The organism is Sphaerospermopsis sp. LEGE 00249 (assembly GCF_014299995.1).
In the GTDB taxonomy this organism is placed as follows: Bacteria; Cyanobacteriota; Cyanobacteriia; order Cyanobacteriales; family Nostocaceae; genus Sphaerospermopsis; species Sphaerospermopsis kisseleviana.
Window position 1 is genome coordinate 1 of the sequence record NZ_JACJUZ010000069.1, and the last position, 18852, is coordinate 18852.

The 18852-nt window shown below is 38.9% G+C and carries 16 protein-coding genes and 2 pseudogenes; 9 read left to right on the forward strand and 9 right to left on the reverse strand.

The features are described from left to right. Together H5968_RS25240 and hpf are read left to right on the forward strand one after the other, a co-directional pair. A partial coding sequence (locus tag H5968_RS25240) for a hypothetical protein (protein ID WP_222620742.1) occupies window positions 1-206 on the forward strand: 206 nt, incomplete at its 5' end. Between the two features lie 501 nt (window positions 207-707). Continuing rightward, window positions 708-1355, forward strand: coding sequence for a ribosome hibernation-promoting factor, HPF/YfiA family (gene hpf, locus H5968_RS19730; RefSeq protein ID WP_187041316.1), 648 nt, complete (start codon window positions 708-710; stop codon window positions 1353-1355). A gap of 183 nt (window positions 1356-1538) precedes the next feature. Here hpf and H5968_RS19735 read toward each other — a convergent pair whose 3' ends face one another. The 3 genes from H5968_RS19735 to H5968_RS19745 all read right to left on the reverse strand — a co-directional run bounded on the left by H5968_RS19735 (window position 1539) and on the right by H5968_RS19745 (window position 3468). Then, window positions 1539-2000 (reverse strand): peroxiredoxin, encoded by a 462-nt coding sequence (locus H5968_RS19735; RefSeq protein WP_187041317.1) that lies wholly within the window; start codon window positions 1998-2000, stop codon window positions 1539-1541. 71 nt (window positions 2001-2071) lie between these two features. Beyond that, window positions 2072-2554 (reverse strand): PIN domain-containing protein, encoded by a 483-nt coding sequence (locus tag H5968_RS19740; protein WP_187041318.1) that lies wholly within the window; start codon window positions 2552-2554, stop codon window positions 2072-2074. Window positions 2555-2769: 215 nt separating this feature from the next. After that, complete coding sequence (locus tag H5968_RS19745; RefSeq protein ID WP_255427197.1) at window positions 2770-3468, reverse strand: hypothetical protein; 699 nt, start codon at window positions 3466-3468, stop codon at window positions 2770-2772. 418 nt (window positions 3469-3886) lie between these two features. Here H5968_RS19745 and H5968_RS19750 point away from each other — a divergent pair. Then, window positions 3887-4324, forward strand: a pseudogene (locus H5968_RS19750) (DUF5009 domain-containing protein); the annotation flags it as partial. A gap of 206 nt (window positions 4325-4530) precedes the next feature. Further along, window positions 4531-5223 (forward strand): annotated as a pseudogene (locus H5968_RS19755) (acyltransferase family protein); the annotation flags it as partial. A gap of 138 nt (window positions 5224-5361) precedes the next feature. Here the strand turns inward: H5968_RS19755 and obgE are convergent. Further along, on the reverse strand, window positions 5362-6390 hold the full coding sequence (gene obgE / locus H5968_RS19760) for a GTPase ObgE (protein WP_096572078.1): 1029 nt from the start codon (window positions 6388-6390) through the stop codon (window positions 5362-5364). 541 nt (window positions 6391-6931) lie between these two features. After that, the gene (locus tag H5968_RS19765) at window positions 6932-7591 is read right to left on the reverse strand and encodes a Mo-dependent nitrogenase C-terminal domain-containing protein (RefSeq protein WP_187041320.1); all 660 of its coding nucleotides are present in this window, start codon (window positions 7589-7591) and stop codon (window positions 6932-6934) included. Window positions 7592-7793: 202 nt separating this feature from the next. Here H5968_RS19765 and H5968_RS19770 point away from each other — a divergent pair, with 202 nt between their 5' ends. Further along, on the forward strand, window positions 7794-8891 hold the full coding sequence (locus H5968_RS19770) for a glutamate--cysteine ligase (RefSeq protein ID WP_187041321.1): 1098 nt from the start codon (window positions 7794-7796) through the stop codon (window positions 8889-8891). Between the two features lie 71 nt (window positions 8892-8962). Here the strand turns inward: H5968_RS19770 and H5968_RS19775 are convergent, their stop codons facing one another. Together H5968_RS19775 and H5968_RS19780 are read right to left on the reverse strand one after the other, a co-directional pair. Beyond that, window positions 8963-10786, reverse strand: coding sequence for a penicillin-binding protein 2 (locus H5968_RS19775; RefSeq protein WP_187041322.1), 1824 nt, complete (start codon window positions 10784-10786; stop codon window positions 8963-8965). A 124-nt stretch (window positions 10787-10910) separates the two neighbouring features. Further along, complete coding sequence (locus tag H5968_RS19780; RefSeq protein WP_255427198.1) at window positions 10911-11486, reverse strand: hypothetical protein; 576 nt, start codon at window positions 11484-11486, stop codon at window positions 10911-10913. Window positions 11487-11823: 337 nt separating this feature from the next. Here H5968_RS19780 and H5968_RS19785 point away from each other — a divergent pair, with 337 nt between their 5' ends. The 3 genes from H5968_RS19785 (at window position 11824) to H5968_RS19795 (ending at window position 13466) form a co-directional block, all read left to right on the forward strand. Continuing rightward, window positions 11824-12054 (forward strand): hypothetical protein, encoded by a 231-nt coding sequence (locus tag H5968_RS19785; RefSeq protein ID WP_187041324.1) that lies wholly within the window; start codon window positions 11824-11826, stop codon window positions 12052-12054. Between the two features lie 411 nt (window positions 12055-12465). Then, window positions 12466-13134: a glutathione S-transferase family protein gene (locus H5968_RS19790; RefSeq protein ID WP_187041325.1), complete on the forward strand. Its 669-nt coding sequence runs from the start codon at window positions 12466-12468 to the stop codon at window positions 13132-13134. A gap of 26 nt (window positions 13135-13160) precedes the next feature. After that, window positions 13161-13466 (forward strand): hypothetical protein, encoded by a 306-nt coding sequence (locus H5968_RS19795; protein WP_370569794.1) that lies wholly within the window; start codon window positions 13161-13163, stop codon window positions 13464-13466. Window positions 13467-13917: 451 nt separating this feature from the next. Here the strand turns inward: H5968_RS19795 and cax are convergent, their stop codons facing one another. Then, window positions 13918-15012: a calcium/proton exchanger gene (gene cax, locus H5968_RS19800; RefSeq protein ID WP_096572071.1), complete on the reverse strand. Its 1095-nt coding sequence runs from the start codon at window positions 15010-15012 to the stop codon at window positions 13918-13920. A gap of 481 nt (window positions 15013-15493) precedes the next feature. On the opposite strand from cax, the gene H5968_RS19805 reads away from it, so the two are divergent. Continuing rightward, window positions 15494-18196, forward strand: coding sequence for a DUF3536 domain-containing protein (locus H5968_RS19805; protein ID WP_187041333.1), 2703 nt, complete (start codon window positions 15494-15496; stop codon window positions 18194-18196). A gap of 83 nt (window positions 18197-18279) precedes the next feature. On the opposite strand, the gene H5968_RS19810 is transcribed toward H5968_RS19805, so the two are convergent. Then, entirely contained in the window at window positions 18280-18774 is a 495-nt protein-coding gene (locus H5968_RS19810) for a DUF4168 domain-containing protein (protein ID WP_137668803.1), read from the reverse strand. Window positions 18775-18852 lie beyond the last annotated feature (78 nt).

Here is an 18852-nt window from a genome sequence, read left to right on the forward strand (position 1 = left end):
GGGGAAGGGGGCAGGGGGAAATATTTGTATTTTCCCAATCACAGATCACCAATCACCAATCACCAGTCCCCAGTCACCTATTCTCTGAATATATGTTGCAAAAAAGTAAGAATTGGGTCAACAAATGTCAAGCAATGCAAAGGATCTTAAAGGAAAGTCAACGAAATAAACTTTATCCACAAGAAAGTGTTAGTTTAAATATATAACCTCAATGGTGATGGGAGGAATTACCTGCAATAAGCATCACGCCAAAACAAAAGAAATGGAATGGCTGATGGTATCTTCAGAAGTTGTTGACATCGATCAGAATCAAAACTTCTATTCTGGCTGGCATAATTAATATATAGAAAGAGCAAGCCAACAGAAGAATCACAAGAGGAGCTACTTCTAGAATTGTAAATAAAAGTTGCTCAAACTGAAAAAGCAGGTACAGAACAGCTAATAATGATTGATTGAAAGTTTTTCTTTGCAGATCCAGTTGTCTGGCAAGCAGTTGGATACTAACACAGAGTTTCACAAACTAAATCAAAGCTAGAGGTACTTATAGTTAAGATGCGACAACTTGAGAAACAAATACAAAGCCTTACATTAAAAGCAGTTCACAATTTGTATTGGCGGCAGTGATAGACCTTACCGCAATCTCTGTGCATACAAAACCCATTCACATCAAATAAATATTTAGCTAAATATTTAGCGGGAGAGTTTACATGAAGCTTGTCATCCACGGCAAAAATATTGAAATTACCGATGCAATTCGAGAATATGTGCATCAAAAACTTGAAAAAGCAGTTAGTCACTTTCAAAACATCACGAATGAAGTAGATGTCCATTTAAGTGTAGCTCGCAATCCGCGAATTAATACTAGACAAGCGGCTGAAGTCACTATTTATGCTAATGGTAACGTCATCCGTGCAGAGGAAAGCAGCGAGAACTTATATGCAAGTATTGACTTGGTGGCAGATAAAATATCCCGTCAACTGCGAAAATACAAAGAAAGAAGACAAGAACACAAAACCCAGCCTATACCAACTAATGAAGCCGTAGTTGCCGAACCAGTAGCAGATTTAATCGGCGATCGCACTCCTGAACTACCAGGAGAAGTAGTCAGGACTAAGTATTTTTCCATGCCTCCGATGACAGTTGTAGAAGCGCAAGAACAACTGCAACTTGTAGGACATGACTTTTATATGTTCCGTAACGCCGAAACAGGAGAAATCAACGTTATTTATGAACGTAACCACGGCGGTTATGGTGTGATTCAACCACGCAACCCTAACACTAACGGACAAACTAACGGCAAGAACGGCAAAACTGCCCAAGGTAATATTCCCATGCCGGAAAAGTCTAAAGTCTAATTTCAGGTGATTGGGTACTGGGGACACTTCGACAAGCTCAGTGCATCGCTGGGGACTGGTGATTGGGGACTGGGACAAGATTTTAGATTTTAGATTTTAGATTTTAGATTGGAGTACATGAAATACAATCCAAAATCCAAACTCCAAAATCCAAACTCCAAAATTGTATCACCAATCACCAAATCATCTTGCAGCCAACTGTTGTAACCTTTTCAAGGTTTCCTCAACGTGACCTTTAAAGTTAAACATGGAATCAAACACAGATTTAACAATGCCGTTTTGGTCTATTACGTAAGTTACCCGGCCGGGGATAAAACCAAAAGCAGTAGTTGCACCATATTGTTTTCTAACATTGTCGCCTTTATCACTCAACAGTGTAAAAGGTAAATTGTACTTAGCTGCAAACTTCTGATGAGATTCGCTAGAGTCACCACTTACGCCGATGACTTCAGCACCAGCAGCTTTAAATACTTCATATTGATCTCGGAAAGCACAAGATTCCGCAGTACATCCAGGGGTGTCGTCTTTAGGATAAAAGTAAAGGACGACAGCCTTTTTGCCGCGAAAATCCTTTAAACTGACGGTAGAACCGTCTTGAGAGGGTAGACTAAAATCAGGTGCAGTATCTCCAATGTTGATAGACATGGTGGCTATTAATAATGGCTTAACAAATCTACATTAACTAATTATTTGTCATTTGGTATTCTCAACATTAGTTATATTTCATCAAAAAGTTCTAGTTCTAGTTGATTTGGCCAATAAGGTCTTTTTATGGGTAAAAGAGGATCGCCTATCAAGCCAGAAAGTTTGAGCAATCCATCATCAAAAGTGTCTAAAACATCCACTTTAGCCTGTATAGCAGTGGCTACATGAGTAGCATCTTTGGGTTTTAAACTTTCATATTGCCACATTAAATCTCTGGCTAATTCTCCAATTTTTCTATCTACATCATACACATAAATCCATTCATGTCTGAAAAAAGAACGTATTTTTTCCTCAACATCCTTAGAAAGTTTAGGTTTACCTTTCTCCAACCTAATAACTTCTATAAATGTTAATGCAGAGGTAACAATGATAATTTCGCCAGCTTCAGCAGCTTTGATGACTGAAAAGCATTCATTGATTTTATCACTTTCATTTTTAAGCACAGCTAAAAACCCACATTCCGCAGATAAAATCCAATTCTGAATAATTATCACGAAAGATTCAGGGTTGTACAAACTTTACTCCAAAAATATTCTCAATAAATGAGATAAATTCCTAATAAACATTTTATAGTTCTTTTGAACTAAAATCCTGAAAACCCTTACCAAACAATGTTTTTGGAGATAATTATTTTTTTACTCTCCGCTTATGCGGAATGTGAGTAAAAAAGTACATGAATCCCAGTAATGACGAGGCTTGGATGACTTTTTCAATCTTCGCCTCCTAAAATACCAATAATATCTTTAATGCGGGGAAGCTCTATCTCACTTGGAAAAACTTCCATTTCTTCAACTTCTACACTAACTTTTTGTCCATCTTCCCTAGAACGGATCAGACCATACACAGATACTCTTTTGCCAAGAGCATCCTTTACAGAGTCAATATTTTCTGGCATGAAATGGCATTTTACACCTTTGCCAATAAGTAGATCATAAATTCTGAATAAAGGCTTTCGGCTTAAATCTATAGCTTTAAGAACACCTTCTACAGAACCAAAACTTTTATAATGAGCGCCTATAAGTTCATCAACATTGGCAACTAAATGTTGTGTAAGATTAACTTTTTTTGAATTAGCTCCTACCTGAATAGTTAACATATCTTCGCCAATTAAACCAGCTAAACACCTAGCACTTTCTAATGCTCGATCTGAAAAGAAAGGTGGCCGTTTAGGATATTCCTCAAGAGTAGCAATTCCTGTTTCTACTGTAGTAACAACTTCAGCTATTGCCGCCATCGCTACACGATCAGTCGTTATACCCTCTATTGTTAGGTGAACACTACCACTGGTGACAGATGAAACAACCCAATTTACAGATGGACGTTTTTTTTCACTCAGACTCTGATCCACTTCATGTAATATATTTGCTAATTCTTCTTGGGCTTTGCGGAATTTGTCAAACGGAAGCAACGAGCCATCAATGTCAACTGTTAGGCTCGTATGGAGTTTTCCAGATTGAACTAGCTGCGGTGGTTTCATTTTTGAGGCAAAGTGATTCAATTTCTAGTTTAAACTAAATTTGTACTTGACAATCGTTAATATACGCACACAATCTATAGGACTCCTATTTGATTTTTGAACAAGCTGTAAACCCTAAACCCTATATTATCAACGATTGATTCTCAGTATATTGAGCAAGATTCAAGTAGGATTCCTATATGTCTTCTAGGCAAATTAAGTAATTTCAGGTTTTTTGTATTGAGCAAATGCCTTGTATGGTGATTTATTAACAAAATTTTACCTTCTAACCAAGTTTATACATTTTTTTTCTTGATAACGTGCATCAAGCAGGGTAGTTTAATATTCATCAAAAAAAACTATTTCGCTTATGCGCCTGACTTCACTGGATGTATTTCGTGGTATTACTATTGCGGGTATGATTCTTGTCAATATGGCGGGAGTCGCAGAGGCTAAATATCCCCCTTTAGATCATGCGGACTGGAACGGTTGTACACCCACCGATTTAGTATTTCCTTTCTTTCTGTTCATTGTTGGTGTAGCAATGAATTTCTCTTTATCAAAGTACACCGCTGATCACAAACCTACCAAAACTGTTTACTTACGTATTCTGCGCCGCGCTGCTATTCTCTTTGTATTAGGATTAATACTTAACGGCTTTTGGAATAAAGGTGTTTGGACTTTTGACTTTAGTAGTCTCCGCTTGATGGGGGTATTGCAAAGAATAGGTTTAACTTACCTTTTTGCATCTTTGATAGTTTTAAAATTACCCCGCAAAAGTCAATGGATATTAGCAGGAATATTACTTAGGGTTTGCTGAATAAACCTAAAACCTTGATATATCAAAGGTTAGAGGCTGATAAACACAGAAATTAGTGCAAGGGTTTTGAAGGGTATACCGGAAAAAGTGTGCATTTTTTGGGATTTCAAGAGATGGCAAAGAAATTTTCCAATCTCCTCCTGACTCCTGACTCCTATGCCCTCACGGAAAGACTTTCTCAGCAACCCCTACTTATTGGTTATTGGATAACAATGATGTATGTCCCTGTTCCCGGTTATGGTGCGGGAGTGCTGACGCGGGAAGGTAATTTTGGCGCATTTATTGACAGATTAATTATTCCCAAACCACATTTATATAAAGGTGATGGGTTTAATTTCATGGGAAATCCAGAAGGATTATATAGTACAATTCCAGCAATAGTTAGCGTTTTAGTCGGTTATTTTGCAGGAGACTGGATTAAAAATAAAAAACAGGCTAATTCACAAACTAGCATGGATTTAGTTTTATTTGGTTTGTGTTGTTTAGTAATTGGAATTATTTGGGATGTAGCATTTCCCATTAACAAGAAACTCTGGACAAGTTCCTATGTTTTGTTTACCAGCGGTTGGGGGTTAATGTTATTAGCGGGTTGTTATGAATTGATAGAAGTGAGAGGGATAAAACGCTGGAGTAAACCTTTTGAGGTGATGGGATTAAATGCGATCGCTATTTTTATCGCCTCAGTTTTGTTAATCAAAGTCACAGTAAGAATTCAAATTGGTACTGGTGAAAATGCCATTAGTATCTACAATTGGATTTATCAAAATATCTTGGCATCGTGGGCGGGAAATGCCAACGGTTCATTTTTATTTGCACTTTTTACCCTGTTGTTTTGGTATGGTGTGGCGGTTTTAATGTATCAGAAACGCTGGTTTATTAAAGTGTAAATAATGTAATTAAAACCTTTGTGGGACAGGCAAGATGCCTGTCCAATATTTTGTTAGATATTGTTTCCAAATAATTACGAAAATAGTAAAAATGAGTCCGCATTTGCGGACATTTACTCAACAAAATCCTGACATCAACTACACCCCAACCTCCGCAGCTTCCAAAGCATTCACTTCATCAACCACTCGCCAAATTTCCTGCATCAACTCATCTAAACCAGTGCGAGTTACAGCCGAAATAATAAAAACCGGAGCTAAAGAAAGATGATTTAATTGTGTAGCTAAAGCCTCTAAATCAACACTTGCCCTATCAACCGCATCAATTTTATTTAACGCCAAAATTTGCGGACGTTTAGCCAAACCCCTTCCGTAAGCTTTGAGTTCTTCTTGAATAGTATGGAAATCACCAATTACATCTTCACTTGTAGCATCAATTAAGTGTAATAAAACCCTAGTCCTTTCAATGTGCCGCAAAAAATCATGACCCAAACCAGCACCATGAGAAGCACCTTCAATTAAACCAGGAATATCTGCAAAAACAGTACCATCACCTGTGGGTTTTTTCACTACTCCCAAATTAGGAACAAGAGTTGTAAAAGGATAATCAGCGATTTTCGGACGTGCAGCAGACAAAGAAGAAATTAAAGTTGATTTACCAGCATTTGGTAAACCAATAATTCCCACTTCTGCTAACAGTTTCAACTCCAAACGTAAAAATTTATGTTCACCTTCTAAACCAGGAAGGGCATATTCTGGGGCGCGGTTACGGTTACTTAAAAAATGTTGATTTCCTAAACCACCTTTGCCACCTTCAGCAGCCAGAAAACGTTGTCCAGGTTCAACTAAATCACATAACAAAGCGTCCGTTTCCCCATCATAAATGGCAGTACCACAGGGAACTTCAATAATTAAATCTTTGCCGTTTGCACCTGTACAATTATTAGGACCACCACGACCACCATTATCGGCTTTAAATATATGTTTATATCTAAAGTCTAATAAGGTTTGTAAGTTGGTATCAGCCACAAAAATCACTGAACCACCTTTTCCTCCGTTACCACCAGAAGGACCACCTGCTGGTACATATTTTTCTCTGCGAAAAGCGACGATACCATCGCCACCTTTACCGGCTTGAACTTCAATTACTGCTTGATCGATAAATTGCATAATTTAATTATTGGGCATTGGGCATTGGGCATTGGGCATTGGGCATTGGGCATTGGGCATTGGGCATTGGGCATTGAAAATTAGCTATTAGTTGTCTTTTCTGTTTCCTATTGATTTTAAGTAAGCACTAAGTTTAGGTAACAGTTCCTCAATAATTGGTTTGAATCGGTTTATTTGTTCATTGGTTAATAATTGTCTAGAGTATGCTAGTCTTAACAAACTTATTGTTTAATATAAAGACCCTCTAGCAATTTTTACAAATCAGCGATTATCTTGGTCATTATATCGCCCCCTGCCTTCCTCAATATTGGTACAAACACTATCAGCAGCCTCACAATTTGCTTGCCTATAGTATCCTTGGCGAAATAGTCCCATTCTTTAACAATATACCAAATTTGATTAGCTAACTTTTCAGCTAATTTGTAAACCTCTAAATTTTCAAAATCTGGTCTATTCATTAAATACAAGACTTATGCACCTGGTTTATTTGTTAAGGGCGGGAATAGAGCATAAAAAATCTTCCATGCTCCATACCTAATGCCTAAATATACTGTGAAACATCCTCCTGACATTCATCAGCAAGGTAGGAAAGAGCGCGAAAGCGTAAACCTACTAATTGTTCATACAATGGGTTGATTTTGCACATTGGGGGAATATGGACTATTTTTTTACCAAATAGGGTGACATCTCTTTCAAAAGGACACTGGGAAGGAATCATTTTACATAAAAATCTGGCCACTCTAGGATCATGAATTTCTAACCCGTCTAACCAATCCCGAAGCGGGTGCAATATATCTGGTGGGTGTAGGGTGGTTTCTTGTACTTGTTTGGGATGTTCCAATGTGTGACGTAAAGCTGTGAGGGCTTGGGTGTCTAATTCCAAAGCTTGACAAAACTTGTGTAAAATTTCTTCTTCGCTGGGAGAATAGATTCCATCAGCGATCGCCACCATCACTGCTGTCCGCAAAAAATTTTCCCCAACTGCTGTACCTTTACCCAACACAGCAGCTAATTCTTCAGGTGTAATTATCTCTAATGAATCCCAGTTCAGACAAGGGGCTAATTCATCTTTGGTAATGCTGTTAATTAACTCCTGTTCTTGGGCATCAAAATTACCATCAGCCCAAGCAATAGTTAGTAGTCCACGTAACCAAACCGCAATTTGTTCGCTACTGTAGGGGGTTTGAACCGCACTTGTCATAACAACTCACGCCTCAAGATATTCAAGACATTGAAGATATTATCAATCATTCATTTCTAAACTACCCCAATCGTCTGTTTTGCGCTAAAATCCCTTTTACAAAGATTATTGATAATTTTTTCTATTTACTACTTTAAAGGAGGCAAAAGGCAGGGGAAGATTAATAATCTAATAATGCCCAATCACCAATCACCAATCACCTATGTTTTTTTTCGGAATTGAACATGAAGTTGCTTTTCTTAACCATGAAGGAAAGTTTGCTGATTTCTCTTGTACAAAATTTGCTGATTTTCAGCAAATAGTTGACAAATTACCTCTTTACCCCCATGACTACCCACAATTGAGGGTTGGTGATGCTGGTATTAAAAAGAAGCGATGGTATATTGAGGGTTTTGAAAGATTTGCTGATTCAGAAGCAGTAATTGATTGTGTAGCTAAAGGCATCGAAATTAGAACTACTATAAATTCTACTATTCAAGGTGCAATTGATGAATTAACAGCTAGTTTTTCTTTACTACGTCAGACAGCTGCTAGTTTTGGTTTTTCTCCTGTTTTAATCAGTTTTAATCCCTATACTTGTGTTTTTGAACCCCAACCACCATTAAATGATTTTGAACTTAGGCAATTACAAGCTTATCCAGATGAACAAACTGCCCATATTTACATGGTTTCCTATGGTCCAGATTTAAATATTTCCATAGCAGATTTGCCTATAGAAAATGTAATTGATATTGGGAAAAAACTGACCTATTACAGTCCTTTTATTGTTCCTTTTAGTTACAGTTCTCCGTTTTATAATGGCAGTTTATGGGAAGGTTTATCAGTGAGGACATTTATCAGAACTGGCAAAAGATCAGCAACATTAGTGTTTGTGGAAAACCAGGAACATTTAATTAAAAGTGTACCTTCATTAACGAAAATTGCCCGCATTCCCGCAGAAGTAGGAAGAATCGAATTTAAAGCTTGTGATAGCTGTGATAATTTTTCTATTTATGCAGGGTTACTGGCACTGTTAAAAGGTTTGGCTTTAGATAAAACCTTGGAAGGTAGAGCTATTGTACCTGATACAACTTTACATCAAATTTCAGCCAAAGCAGGATTTGATCATGATGATATTTTTCTGAATGCCACCAAAGTTTTACAAGCTGCTGAAAATGCCCTAGGAAATGACCCAGATATTAAATTTTTAGCCCCATTAAAAGATATTTTGGCAAATCGCAAAACCAAATCCCATCAACTAATTGAAATGTTTGAAAATCTAGGTTCAATTGAAGAAACAATCAAGAGAACTTATGTTTGAGGTAATTGGTAATTGGTAATTGGTAATTGGTAATTGGATAAAAACAACTATCAATTATCAATTATCAATTATCAATTATCAATTATCACCTGCTGACTTGGTGGAATCTTCTGCATAGGAATAAGCACTTCCATTACAGATTTAACAATAGGTGCTGTCACAGTTCCACCATAGGCATTTGCTCCTTTTGGTTCATCGACTATTGCCAAAACTACATAACGGGGGGCTTCTGCTGGGACAATACCAACAAAGCTAGTAATTCTTGCACCGGGAATATATCCACCTCTAGGAGAGGCTTTTTGGGCTGTACCGGTTTTACCTGCAATACCGTATCCTTTGATTTGAGAAGCTTTACCACTTCCCTGAGAAACCACAGTTTCCATCATGTCCATGACCTTTTGGGTAGTTGTAGGTGAGAAAATCTGGCGTGGTGCTGGTAGATTAGGTGAGTAGTGAATTTTACCTTGACTATCAATCAAGCCTTGAACTACATGGGGTGTTATCAATTTACCACCATTAGCCAAAGCGCCGTGCATTTGCACCAGTTGTAAAGGTGTCAAAGAAAAACCTTGCCCAAAAGAAGTAGTTGCTGGTTCTAGATTAGAGGATAGGAATTTTTCTTGCCTTTTGAGACTGCCACTGACTGCAAAAGGCAAATCTGTATCCATTTTTTGTCCTAGTCCCAGTTTTTCTAACCAGTTATAATATGTTCTCGGCTTCAGACGTTGGATAATTTGTACCATACCAACGTTGCTAGAAGTTTGTAAAATTTCGGCAATATTAATTCGTCTAAAACTGTTAATTTCTGCATTTTTGATAATGCGGTCAGCGACTTTAATAGTACCTGGGTCATTAAATACATCCTCTGGTTTGATGACACCATTTTCCAGAGCGATCGCCACAATTAAAGGTTTAAAAGTAGAACCTGGTTCATAAAGATCCGCGACAGGCCAATTTCTAAACAGTGAAATATCTGCTTTGGAATATTGATTTGCATTATAGGTAGGATGAGAAACCAAGGCCAATAATGAACCATCGGTGGCATCCATCACAATTACAGCACCGCGTTTAGCCTGAAACTTGTCAATCTGTTCTTTGAGTGCCGTCCGGGCTGCCCGTTGTAAACGATTATCAATAGTGAGTTGCAGTTTTAAATCATCAGAATGCAAAAATCCTTCTGGTGCATAGGTTGGCATAATTGCGCCGTTACCAGCCCGACTGAGACGCACTGTTTGCCTGGAGCGTTCCAATAGTGTCTCTTGACTATATTCAACCCCCGCCTGACCCTGACGGTCAAGATTAACATAGCCCACTACATTAGCAACCAAATCATCTTGTGGGTAGAAACGGGAATATTTTTGAATAAATTCCAAGCCATTCAAGCGGAATGAAATCAAGCGATCGGCAATATTTTCGCCAATACCATTAGCAATCAGAATACCGCTGCTTCTACTTTCAAATGTTTTTACTAACTGACGAGCATCTTTGTTGAGAATTGGTGCAATTTTTTCTGCTATTTCCTCCTTAGACTTATCAAATAGTTTGGGATGGGCATACAGGGTATATACTGGACGGTCAATGGCCAACATATTGTTATTGCGATCAACCACTGGGCGACGGGGTATAAAAGGACGCACATTCACCATTTGCTGGTTTCTTGCCTTTTGAGTGAGTTTTGCACCATCAATAATTTGCAGTCGATACAAATTGAAAGCCAACCCCAACCCAGCAGCAACCAAGATACCCCAAACTATCAACAGTCGAGACTTGGGATTGGTTGCTTGAGCTTGAGGAAAACCATTCTCTGGTACAGCTTGTTTGTAGAACTTGCGCCGCCTTGTAAACTTTAAATTCTGCAAATTTCTCAATTTTGTTCGGCTTGGTGACTTCTGCATTGGGTTTTTTTGTGTCAGTTCTCAGTTGTTAGGGAACAGGGAACAGGGAATAGGGAACAGGGAATAGGGAATAGGGAATAGGGAATAGGGGTAATCAATTAGCAATCACCAATCTCTTTAAATTTTAATATCCTAATGGAGAGGAAGTTTGGGACTGCACTTGTGAATTGGGAACTATACTTGAGGATGCTGACTTTGGACTAGGGGATGTTGGTGGCAAAAAAATTGTCTCCCCTGGAGTTGGTAATCTTAGTCCTGCTTCTGTTTTTTCTCCCTCTTCAGCCATTTTTTTGATCAGTGCTGCATTGGTTGTGTTCAACTGCCGCTCATGACGTTGTAGGCTTTGCAGAGTGCGGTAATATTGACTCCAAAGCTCTTGAGAATAGACTGTCAAACCATAAACCACCAGTGTTGCAGCCACAGATACAAATGTCGCAGCTGAGGAATAACGATAGACAGCGTGCAAGCGTAGCAACCATATCGGTGTGGATGCAGCAGTAGACATCTCATTTAAGTGTTTATCCTTGGACTGCCCATTCACATTTGTGCTATTTGTGACTGTTTTTTGTCCAGAATTTTTCTCCAATGTTGATACTACTGCCTCATTGACTAGAGAAGTTGATATTTTTCTAGGGGAATTACGTTTTCTTTTAGAGCGCACTACTGTGGATGCACTATTCGATTTAGAATTTGTTTGCATATTTTTTAACAGGATACTAGAGCCTCCCCGACCCCAGGGTGGGGTCAAATTTCGCTTGAACCAGGCACTTTTTGTAGTAACATCTGATTTGCGGACAGCAGTCATGATTTTTGTAAATGATAGATTTTGTACTTAAACTTAATACATTTAAAATTATGGCAATGCAGAGCAGTCAGAAGCAATACCTAATACTCATATTGGTTGACCGTTAGAGATTACCCAAAAGTTGGGTGGAAATTTCTACTCTCAAAGCATTTCAAAAAAATCGACAAATAAGCTATTGTAGTCAACAGAGCAATTTTTAGTATTGCCTTCATTGGTGAAAGAGGAGTTAGTTATGAAAACAAAAATCTTTGGTTTGGCTCTCATGTTAAGTTTGGCTACCACTCTGGGAGCTTGTGAAGGTGGTGGCGATCCCGCCGGTACTACCACTACTCCCGCTGCTACACCAGCAGCTGGCGAGCCTGCTGACACTGGTGCTACCCCCGCTTCTGCTACAACAACACCAGAAGCTACCCCCCCTGCTACAACAACACCAGAAGCTACCCCCGCTGCTACTCCAAACTAAGACTGGATACGATAATTTATTGAGGATAGCGATTCTCACTGCATCGCAATCACATAAATAATTTGATCACGAATCCACTTAGGGAAGACCAAAAAATAAATTATTCCATCTTGTGGGGTAGGCATCCTGCCTGCCTTTCACTATTAGCGGGCTGGACGACAGCCCGCACCAAAAAAAATGTTGGCATATTTTTTTATTTGGAAGTTCCTTAAAGCAAAAGTCCTCTGAGAATGGTAAATAACATGAAATAACAACCTTCTTAGCAGGACAATCAAACCGAAAGCGGAGCGACTCGACTATGATAAAATCGAATCAAACCGCTTATGGTTATCAATTGATAATTGTTTCGGTAATTGTCAATTGTTCATTGTCCATGATTGCAACAATTGTCTTTACTTAGAAAGTAGCTTTATGTTGCTACTGCAATTCAGTACATCTCACTATTGTCGTAAAGCTCGACTGGTTTTAGGTTACAAGGGTATTAATTATCAGGTAGAAAATCTCACTCCTGGCTTGCACATCCTCAAGGTGAAGCCATTAACAGGTTTAACTACTCTGCCTGTTTTGTTGCCGCAAATAGAGGGACAACCCCAAGCTATTGGCGACTCTACGCAAGTTTTAAAATTTTTAGAATCGTATCAACCAGAACCTTCATTATTTTTCAGTAACCCGGAACAACAAACAGAAGCTTTGATGCTGGAAGACTGGTTAGATGAAAGCATTGGTACTGCTACAAGGTTTGTATATTATCATTTTCGGGCTGGTGAAGGTAAAAACATTGATCCCTCTTTATCCAGTCAAATAGTGATTGGTGTGGTTAGGAAACAATATGGTATTAACAATGCTAGTGTAGAATTAGCTACTAAAAGGCTGACAATTGCCCTAGAAGAATTATCTAAACGCTGGCAAAGCAGCGAATATTTAGTAGGCGATCATTTGAGTGTAGCTGATATTGCCGCAGCCGCTTTATTGAGTCCTTTAGCACTTATTCCTCAATATCGTCAAGGATATCCTTGGTTGTTTGAACGCATTGTCAAAATTCATCAATTGTGTGGTGAAGCATTACCACCAGGACTGTAAAAAGTCAAAAGTCAAAAATGAGATGTATGAAATTTTGGTTTTTGGGTATAAGTACCGCTATGTTAGTGGTGGTTAGTAGCCATTGGGGAACAAAGGTCATGGCATTACCACCTGTGGAGGATATATCAGAGGAGATATTGCGGACAGAGATTATTACCATTGGGCGATCGCCTATTGATGGTAAACTCTTAACTGCTGCTGAATATGCCCAAATACAAGCGCAACTACAAACCAGCCCCCCACCAAAACTTAATGCTCAAATCCGAGAAAAAATATTTCTGTTACAGTTACGCAAGACATTATTACAGCTTTTCCCTTTTTTAGATATTTAGGGGTTGCTGAATAAACCAAAAAGCCTCATAAATCAAAGGTTTGAGGCTCTTCAATAATGGACAATTAACAATTAAAAATTGACAATGACCTCTCCCTTAAAGGGCGGATTTTTTTTGGGTTTTTTCCCCTTGAAACCCACCTTCCGCACCCTAAACTGTCACACAACGAAGATTGACCGTTTGGGGATTTGAGATTGGCTAACTGCTTGCAGCAGCGCTTCGCTATCGCCACCTAAGATTTAGACTATTTTGTATCAAAATTATCCTCAAAAGTATTCAAAAATCCGAAATTACCGATTGTGACACTAGGGGGTGCGGAATGTGGGATAAAACTAGGTCTAGACCTCAGTGGAATCAGTAGGGTGTCTTTGATAGCACCGTTGAAGGTTCGTTTGTGGACTATTCAAGAATCCCCCGGCTTTTAGCCGGGGGGAGTATCAAAACTGAATCACTAACCGATACTGTTAGTAACCGGGTGGAAATAGAAAGCAAAACCTAAAACTGTATAAGCAGCTAAAAGTAAAGTTCCTTCCAACCAATTAGACTTACCATCAGAACTAATGCTATTGGCAATTAAAACCGATACCGCTACAGCTACCAGTTCAAAAGGATTAAAATCTAAATCCATTGGTTGACCCATAAACCAACCTGCAATAACCAAAACAGGAGCAACAAATAACGCTATTTGCATACTTGAACCCACTGCAACAGATAAAGAAAGATCCATTTTATCTTTCATGGCCACAGTTACAGCAGTAGCGTGTTCAGCCGCATTACCAACAATGGGAACTAAAATTACCCCTGTAAACAAAGCTGTTAAACCTAGTTTAGAAGTAGCTACTTCCAAAGAGTCTACCAATAATTCTGATTCTAAAGCCACCAGCAGAGTGCAAACTAAGAGTACACCACTCCACAACCAAAGATTGGGTTTTTCATGGGGAGTTTCTTCAGCTTCTTCTATCTCTGCTACACCTACATCATATAAATAGGCGTGAGTTTTCATAGAAAATAGCAGTGTCAAGCCATACACTAAAATTAAGACTACAGCCACAGCTAGAGACAGATTTTGTACTACTTTTTCACTAATGCCAATGGAAGTGTAGTTCATAGCTGTGGGTAGCAAAATTGCTATAACCGCCAAATTCATCGACGAAGCATTTACCCTAGCTACCACCGATTCAAAAGTTTGTTCCTTGTAACGTAGTCCGCCTAATAACATAGAAAGACCCATAACTAGCAGTAAGTTACCGATAATTGAACCTGTGATACTGGCTTTAACGACTTCTATCAGTCCAGCATTGAGGGCAACCAAGGCTATGATCAATTCTGTAGCATTACCAAAGGTAGCGTTTAATAACCCTCCCAGCACCGGACCGACAACTACAGCAATTTCTTCGGTAGCTGCACCCATCCAAGCGGCTAGGGGCAAAATAGCTAATCCTGCGGTGATGAATACTACCAATTCTCCCCACTCTAAAAAGTGCGCTGCTAGGGAAATGGGGATAAAAACTAATAGGCCAAGAAAAATGATGTTTTTAGTTGACATTATATGATCTCGAATTTTGGATAGGTATAACCAAGATATAGGATACTGTCAAGCTTTCGGAAATTCTACTGTTTCAATGATTTCCGCAGATATATAAAATAAGATGACGATTTAATTCAATATTGCAATATTTTGTTGCAAAAGTATGACTTTCAACTTGGGTTTTATCACAAAAATGGGTTTTAATAGATTACAATACCGTTAATTGTCTTGGCTGATGAGCGTTGCCAGTGATATAATCCCCAATATGAAATTTTATGCCATCTTTGATCATTTTTCATCTACGAGGGAACAGTTGCGCGAGAATGCAGATTTCCTGACATATTGAGACAATTTTTGCCAAAATTCTGATTCGGTTTGATTTTCAAGCTGTTGTTTAAAGCGGATTAGACCATAAAACAAATGTAAAAAGGTAGATATAACACACACTTTCGCCACAATTGCAATTTGACACTGTAATTTTAATTGGGATAAAAATATGATGACATCTGCTGCTGAATTGCCAGTAAACTCTGGCTTAACATTAACATTAAATCAATCAGAACCAGATTCTCAACACCTGACTGAAAATGATCCCCTGAAAAAACCCCGTGGTGTATACGTGACGGTGCATGGACATTTTTATCAACCACCTAGAGAAAACCCTTATTTAGATGCCATTGAACGTCAACCTAGTGCTACCCCTTTTCATGATTGGAATGAGCGCATTCATTGGGAATGTTATCGCCCCAATGCCTTTGCTAGAGTGCTAAATGACAAAAATGAATTATTGGGGATCGTCAATAATTATGAGTACATGAGCTTTAATATTGGTCCTACTCTGATGTCGTGGTTGGAACGCTACGATGTGGAAGTTTATCAACGAATTTTAGAAGCTGATGCTAAGAGTAGTCAAAGGTTAAATGGTCATGGCAATGCGATCGCCCAAGTCTATAATCACATTATCATGCCTTTAGCTAATGAACGAGATAAATATACACAAATTCGCTGGGGCAAAGCAGACTTTAAATCTCGTTTTGGTCGTGATCCCGAAGGTATCTGGTTAGCAGAAACGGCGGTTGATTATGCAACTATCAAAGCTCTCATTTCCGAAGGCATTCGTTTTATTGTCCTTGCACCATCTCAAGCTCAACGTTGTCGTCCTTTCCCCACAGAACATGATCCCCACCCTCAATGGCATGAAGTTGGTGGTAGTCAAATTGATCCTACTCGTCCTTATCGTTGTTATTTAAAGCCAACTCTGCAAACCACATCTTCACCTTTGAGTGTGACTAAAACCACTTCTCTAGAAAACACAGAAGGTTTACCTTATATTGATATCTTTTTCTACGATGGTCCGATATCACGGGATATGGGTTTTAGTGATGTGGTTTATAGTTCTCACCACTTTGCAGGTAGAGTAGGTGCAGCAGTACGCGGGGATCATCGTCCCGCACAGTTAATATCTGTAGCTACCGATGGGGAAACCTTTGGACATCACAAAAAGGGAACTGAGAAAACTTTAGCCTATGCTTTTATTGGTGAGTTTCCCCGTCACGGTTGGACGGTAACAAATTTTGCTCACTATTTAAGTTTAAATCCTCCGAGTTGGGAAGTGGAGTTAAAACCTGTCACCGCTTGGAGTTGCGCTCATGGTGTGGATAGATGGCAAGATGATTGTGGTTGTGGTGGAGAAGGTGGTGTTTGGCATCAAAAATGGCGCAAGCCGTTACGCAGTGCGTTGAACTGGTTGCGGGATCAGTTAATTGAAGTGTATGAGGAATATGGGAGAAAGTTATTTCGTGATCCCTGGTTAGCAAGGGATGAATATATTGAAATTTTACGCGATCGCTCTCCTGCTAATGTCACCCGTTTTCTCTCCCGTCATCAAACCCACAAAGTTACTGCTACAGAACAGATAGATGCTTTGCGTTTGTTGGAAATGCAGCGTCACGCCTTATTTATGTTTACCAGTTGTGGTTGGTTTTTTGAAGAGTTATCCAGACCAGAAGGAACGCAAATTCTCCGCTATGCTGCTCGTGCTTTAGAATTAGCAGGAGATGTGGCAGGTGTGCAGTTGGAAAAAGGTTTCCTCAAACGTTTGGGTTTAGCTCACAGCAATGTGGAACACTTTAAACATGGTGCAGAAGTTTATCGTCAATTGGTGCTAACTGCCCAAATTGGATTTAAACAAGTTGCTGCCCATTATGCGATTACTTCCTTATTCAACAATCACAATAATGCGATCTCTACACAAGACAGATCGGAAAATCTGGAAACTTATCAAAAGCGTGTTTATTGCTACACAGCCAATGAGTTAGATTACCAACTGCAACGCATGGGCGCGTTAACTATGGCGGTGGGACACTTGAAATTAGTGTCAGAAATTACTTGGGAAAGTGAAAATTTAGTATTTGCAGTGTTGCATTTAGGCGGTTGGGATTTTCACTGCTGCATTCAACAGTTTACAGGTAGACGTGATTATAGTCACCTCAAAGAAACTCTATTTACATCTTTGCAACAGGCCAGCGCGGCTCATGCTATTTTGGCAATGACAAAGATTTTTGGTGATGAAGCCTTTAGTTTGCAAAATCTGTTTGCAGAAGAACGTCATCGTATTATGCGGTTGTTAAGTCAGGAAACACTGAATAGATTAGACCAATTGTATACCCAGACATACAGGGAAAATTACGGTGTGATTATGGCTTTTCATCGGGATGGGTTAACAGTTCCTCAAGAATTGCAAGTAGCAGCGGAGATAGCTTTAGGTTATCGCTGTATGATGACATTGCGTAGCCTAGAGCAAGATATCACCGAAACCCAATTAAGTTGGAATCACATTTTAGAATTAGAGGCGATCGCCACTGAAGCTAAACATTTGCGTTGTCAGCTAAATATACCTGAAGGCAAACAGATATTAGAACAGTTAATTGTGCGTTTGCTGTGGCAATTATTACACGAGGCTAATGGTTCTTTTAGTACAGATATCCAAAGGTTAGAAAAGTTGATTGATGTGGGATATCAGTTAAATTTGGGTATTTCTCTGGAAAAATCCCAAGAACTATACTTTAGTTGTTTACATAGTCAAATAGTTCCCCTGTGTCTCACTAACTTGAACAACCCAACCGAAGCTAATCAGTGTCGTCATCTGCTAAAATTGGGGCAGAAATTAGCCGTTGATGTCAGCATGATTGGTGATCGGTGATCGGTGACTGGTGATTGGTGATTGGTGACTGGGAAAATACAAATAATTTCTCCCTGCTCCCTGATCCCTACCTTTGCCAATATCTAACGGCTATTACGCGCACCCGATTTAGAAGCAGATTCATTTTGCAACCGCAGCAAAGTATTATATATCTGACGCTTCAAATCGGCGTTGCTTTGAATTTCGACAGTAATTTGATTAAACCGGGCAATGCTTAAATTATTGGCTGATACTATGTTTTGAGAATCGTTACAATAATTAACAGCTATCTCCCTGGCCTTGTTTGGTAGGGAATTCATGCTGTTAGGGTCATTACAGACAATTTTGGGAATTTCTTCTCCACCAATAAGTTTTTTAATTTCTTTAAACGCAATTTGGCGCTTTGGCTCCATTTCTAATACAGACTGGGCATAGTTAGTAACTTCTGCATTATCAACTGGCGGAATTTGAGCATCTGCTTTCACAGTCAAACCCAAAGTAGCAATTAAACTCGCAGCGGCGAGAGTTGCAAATACCAAGGACTCAGAAAGTTTATGTTTAATTGAAGTTCGCAAAAAGACAAAATAATTTTCCTGCATACGATAGATGACACAGAATAATAGTAGAGATATGATAGTAGATTTGATTTATTTTAGGAATCAGATGTTCCGGTAAAA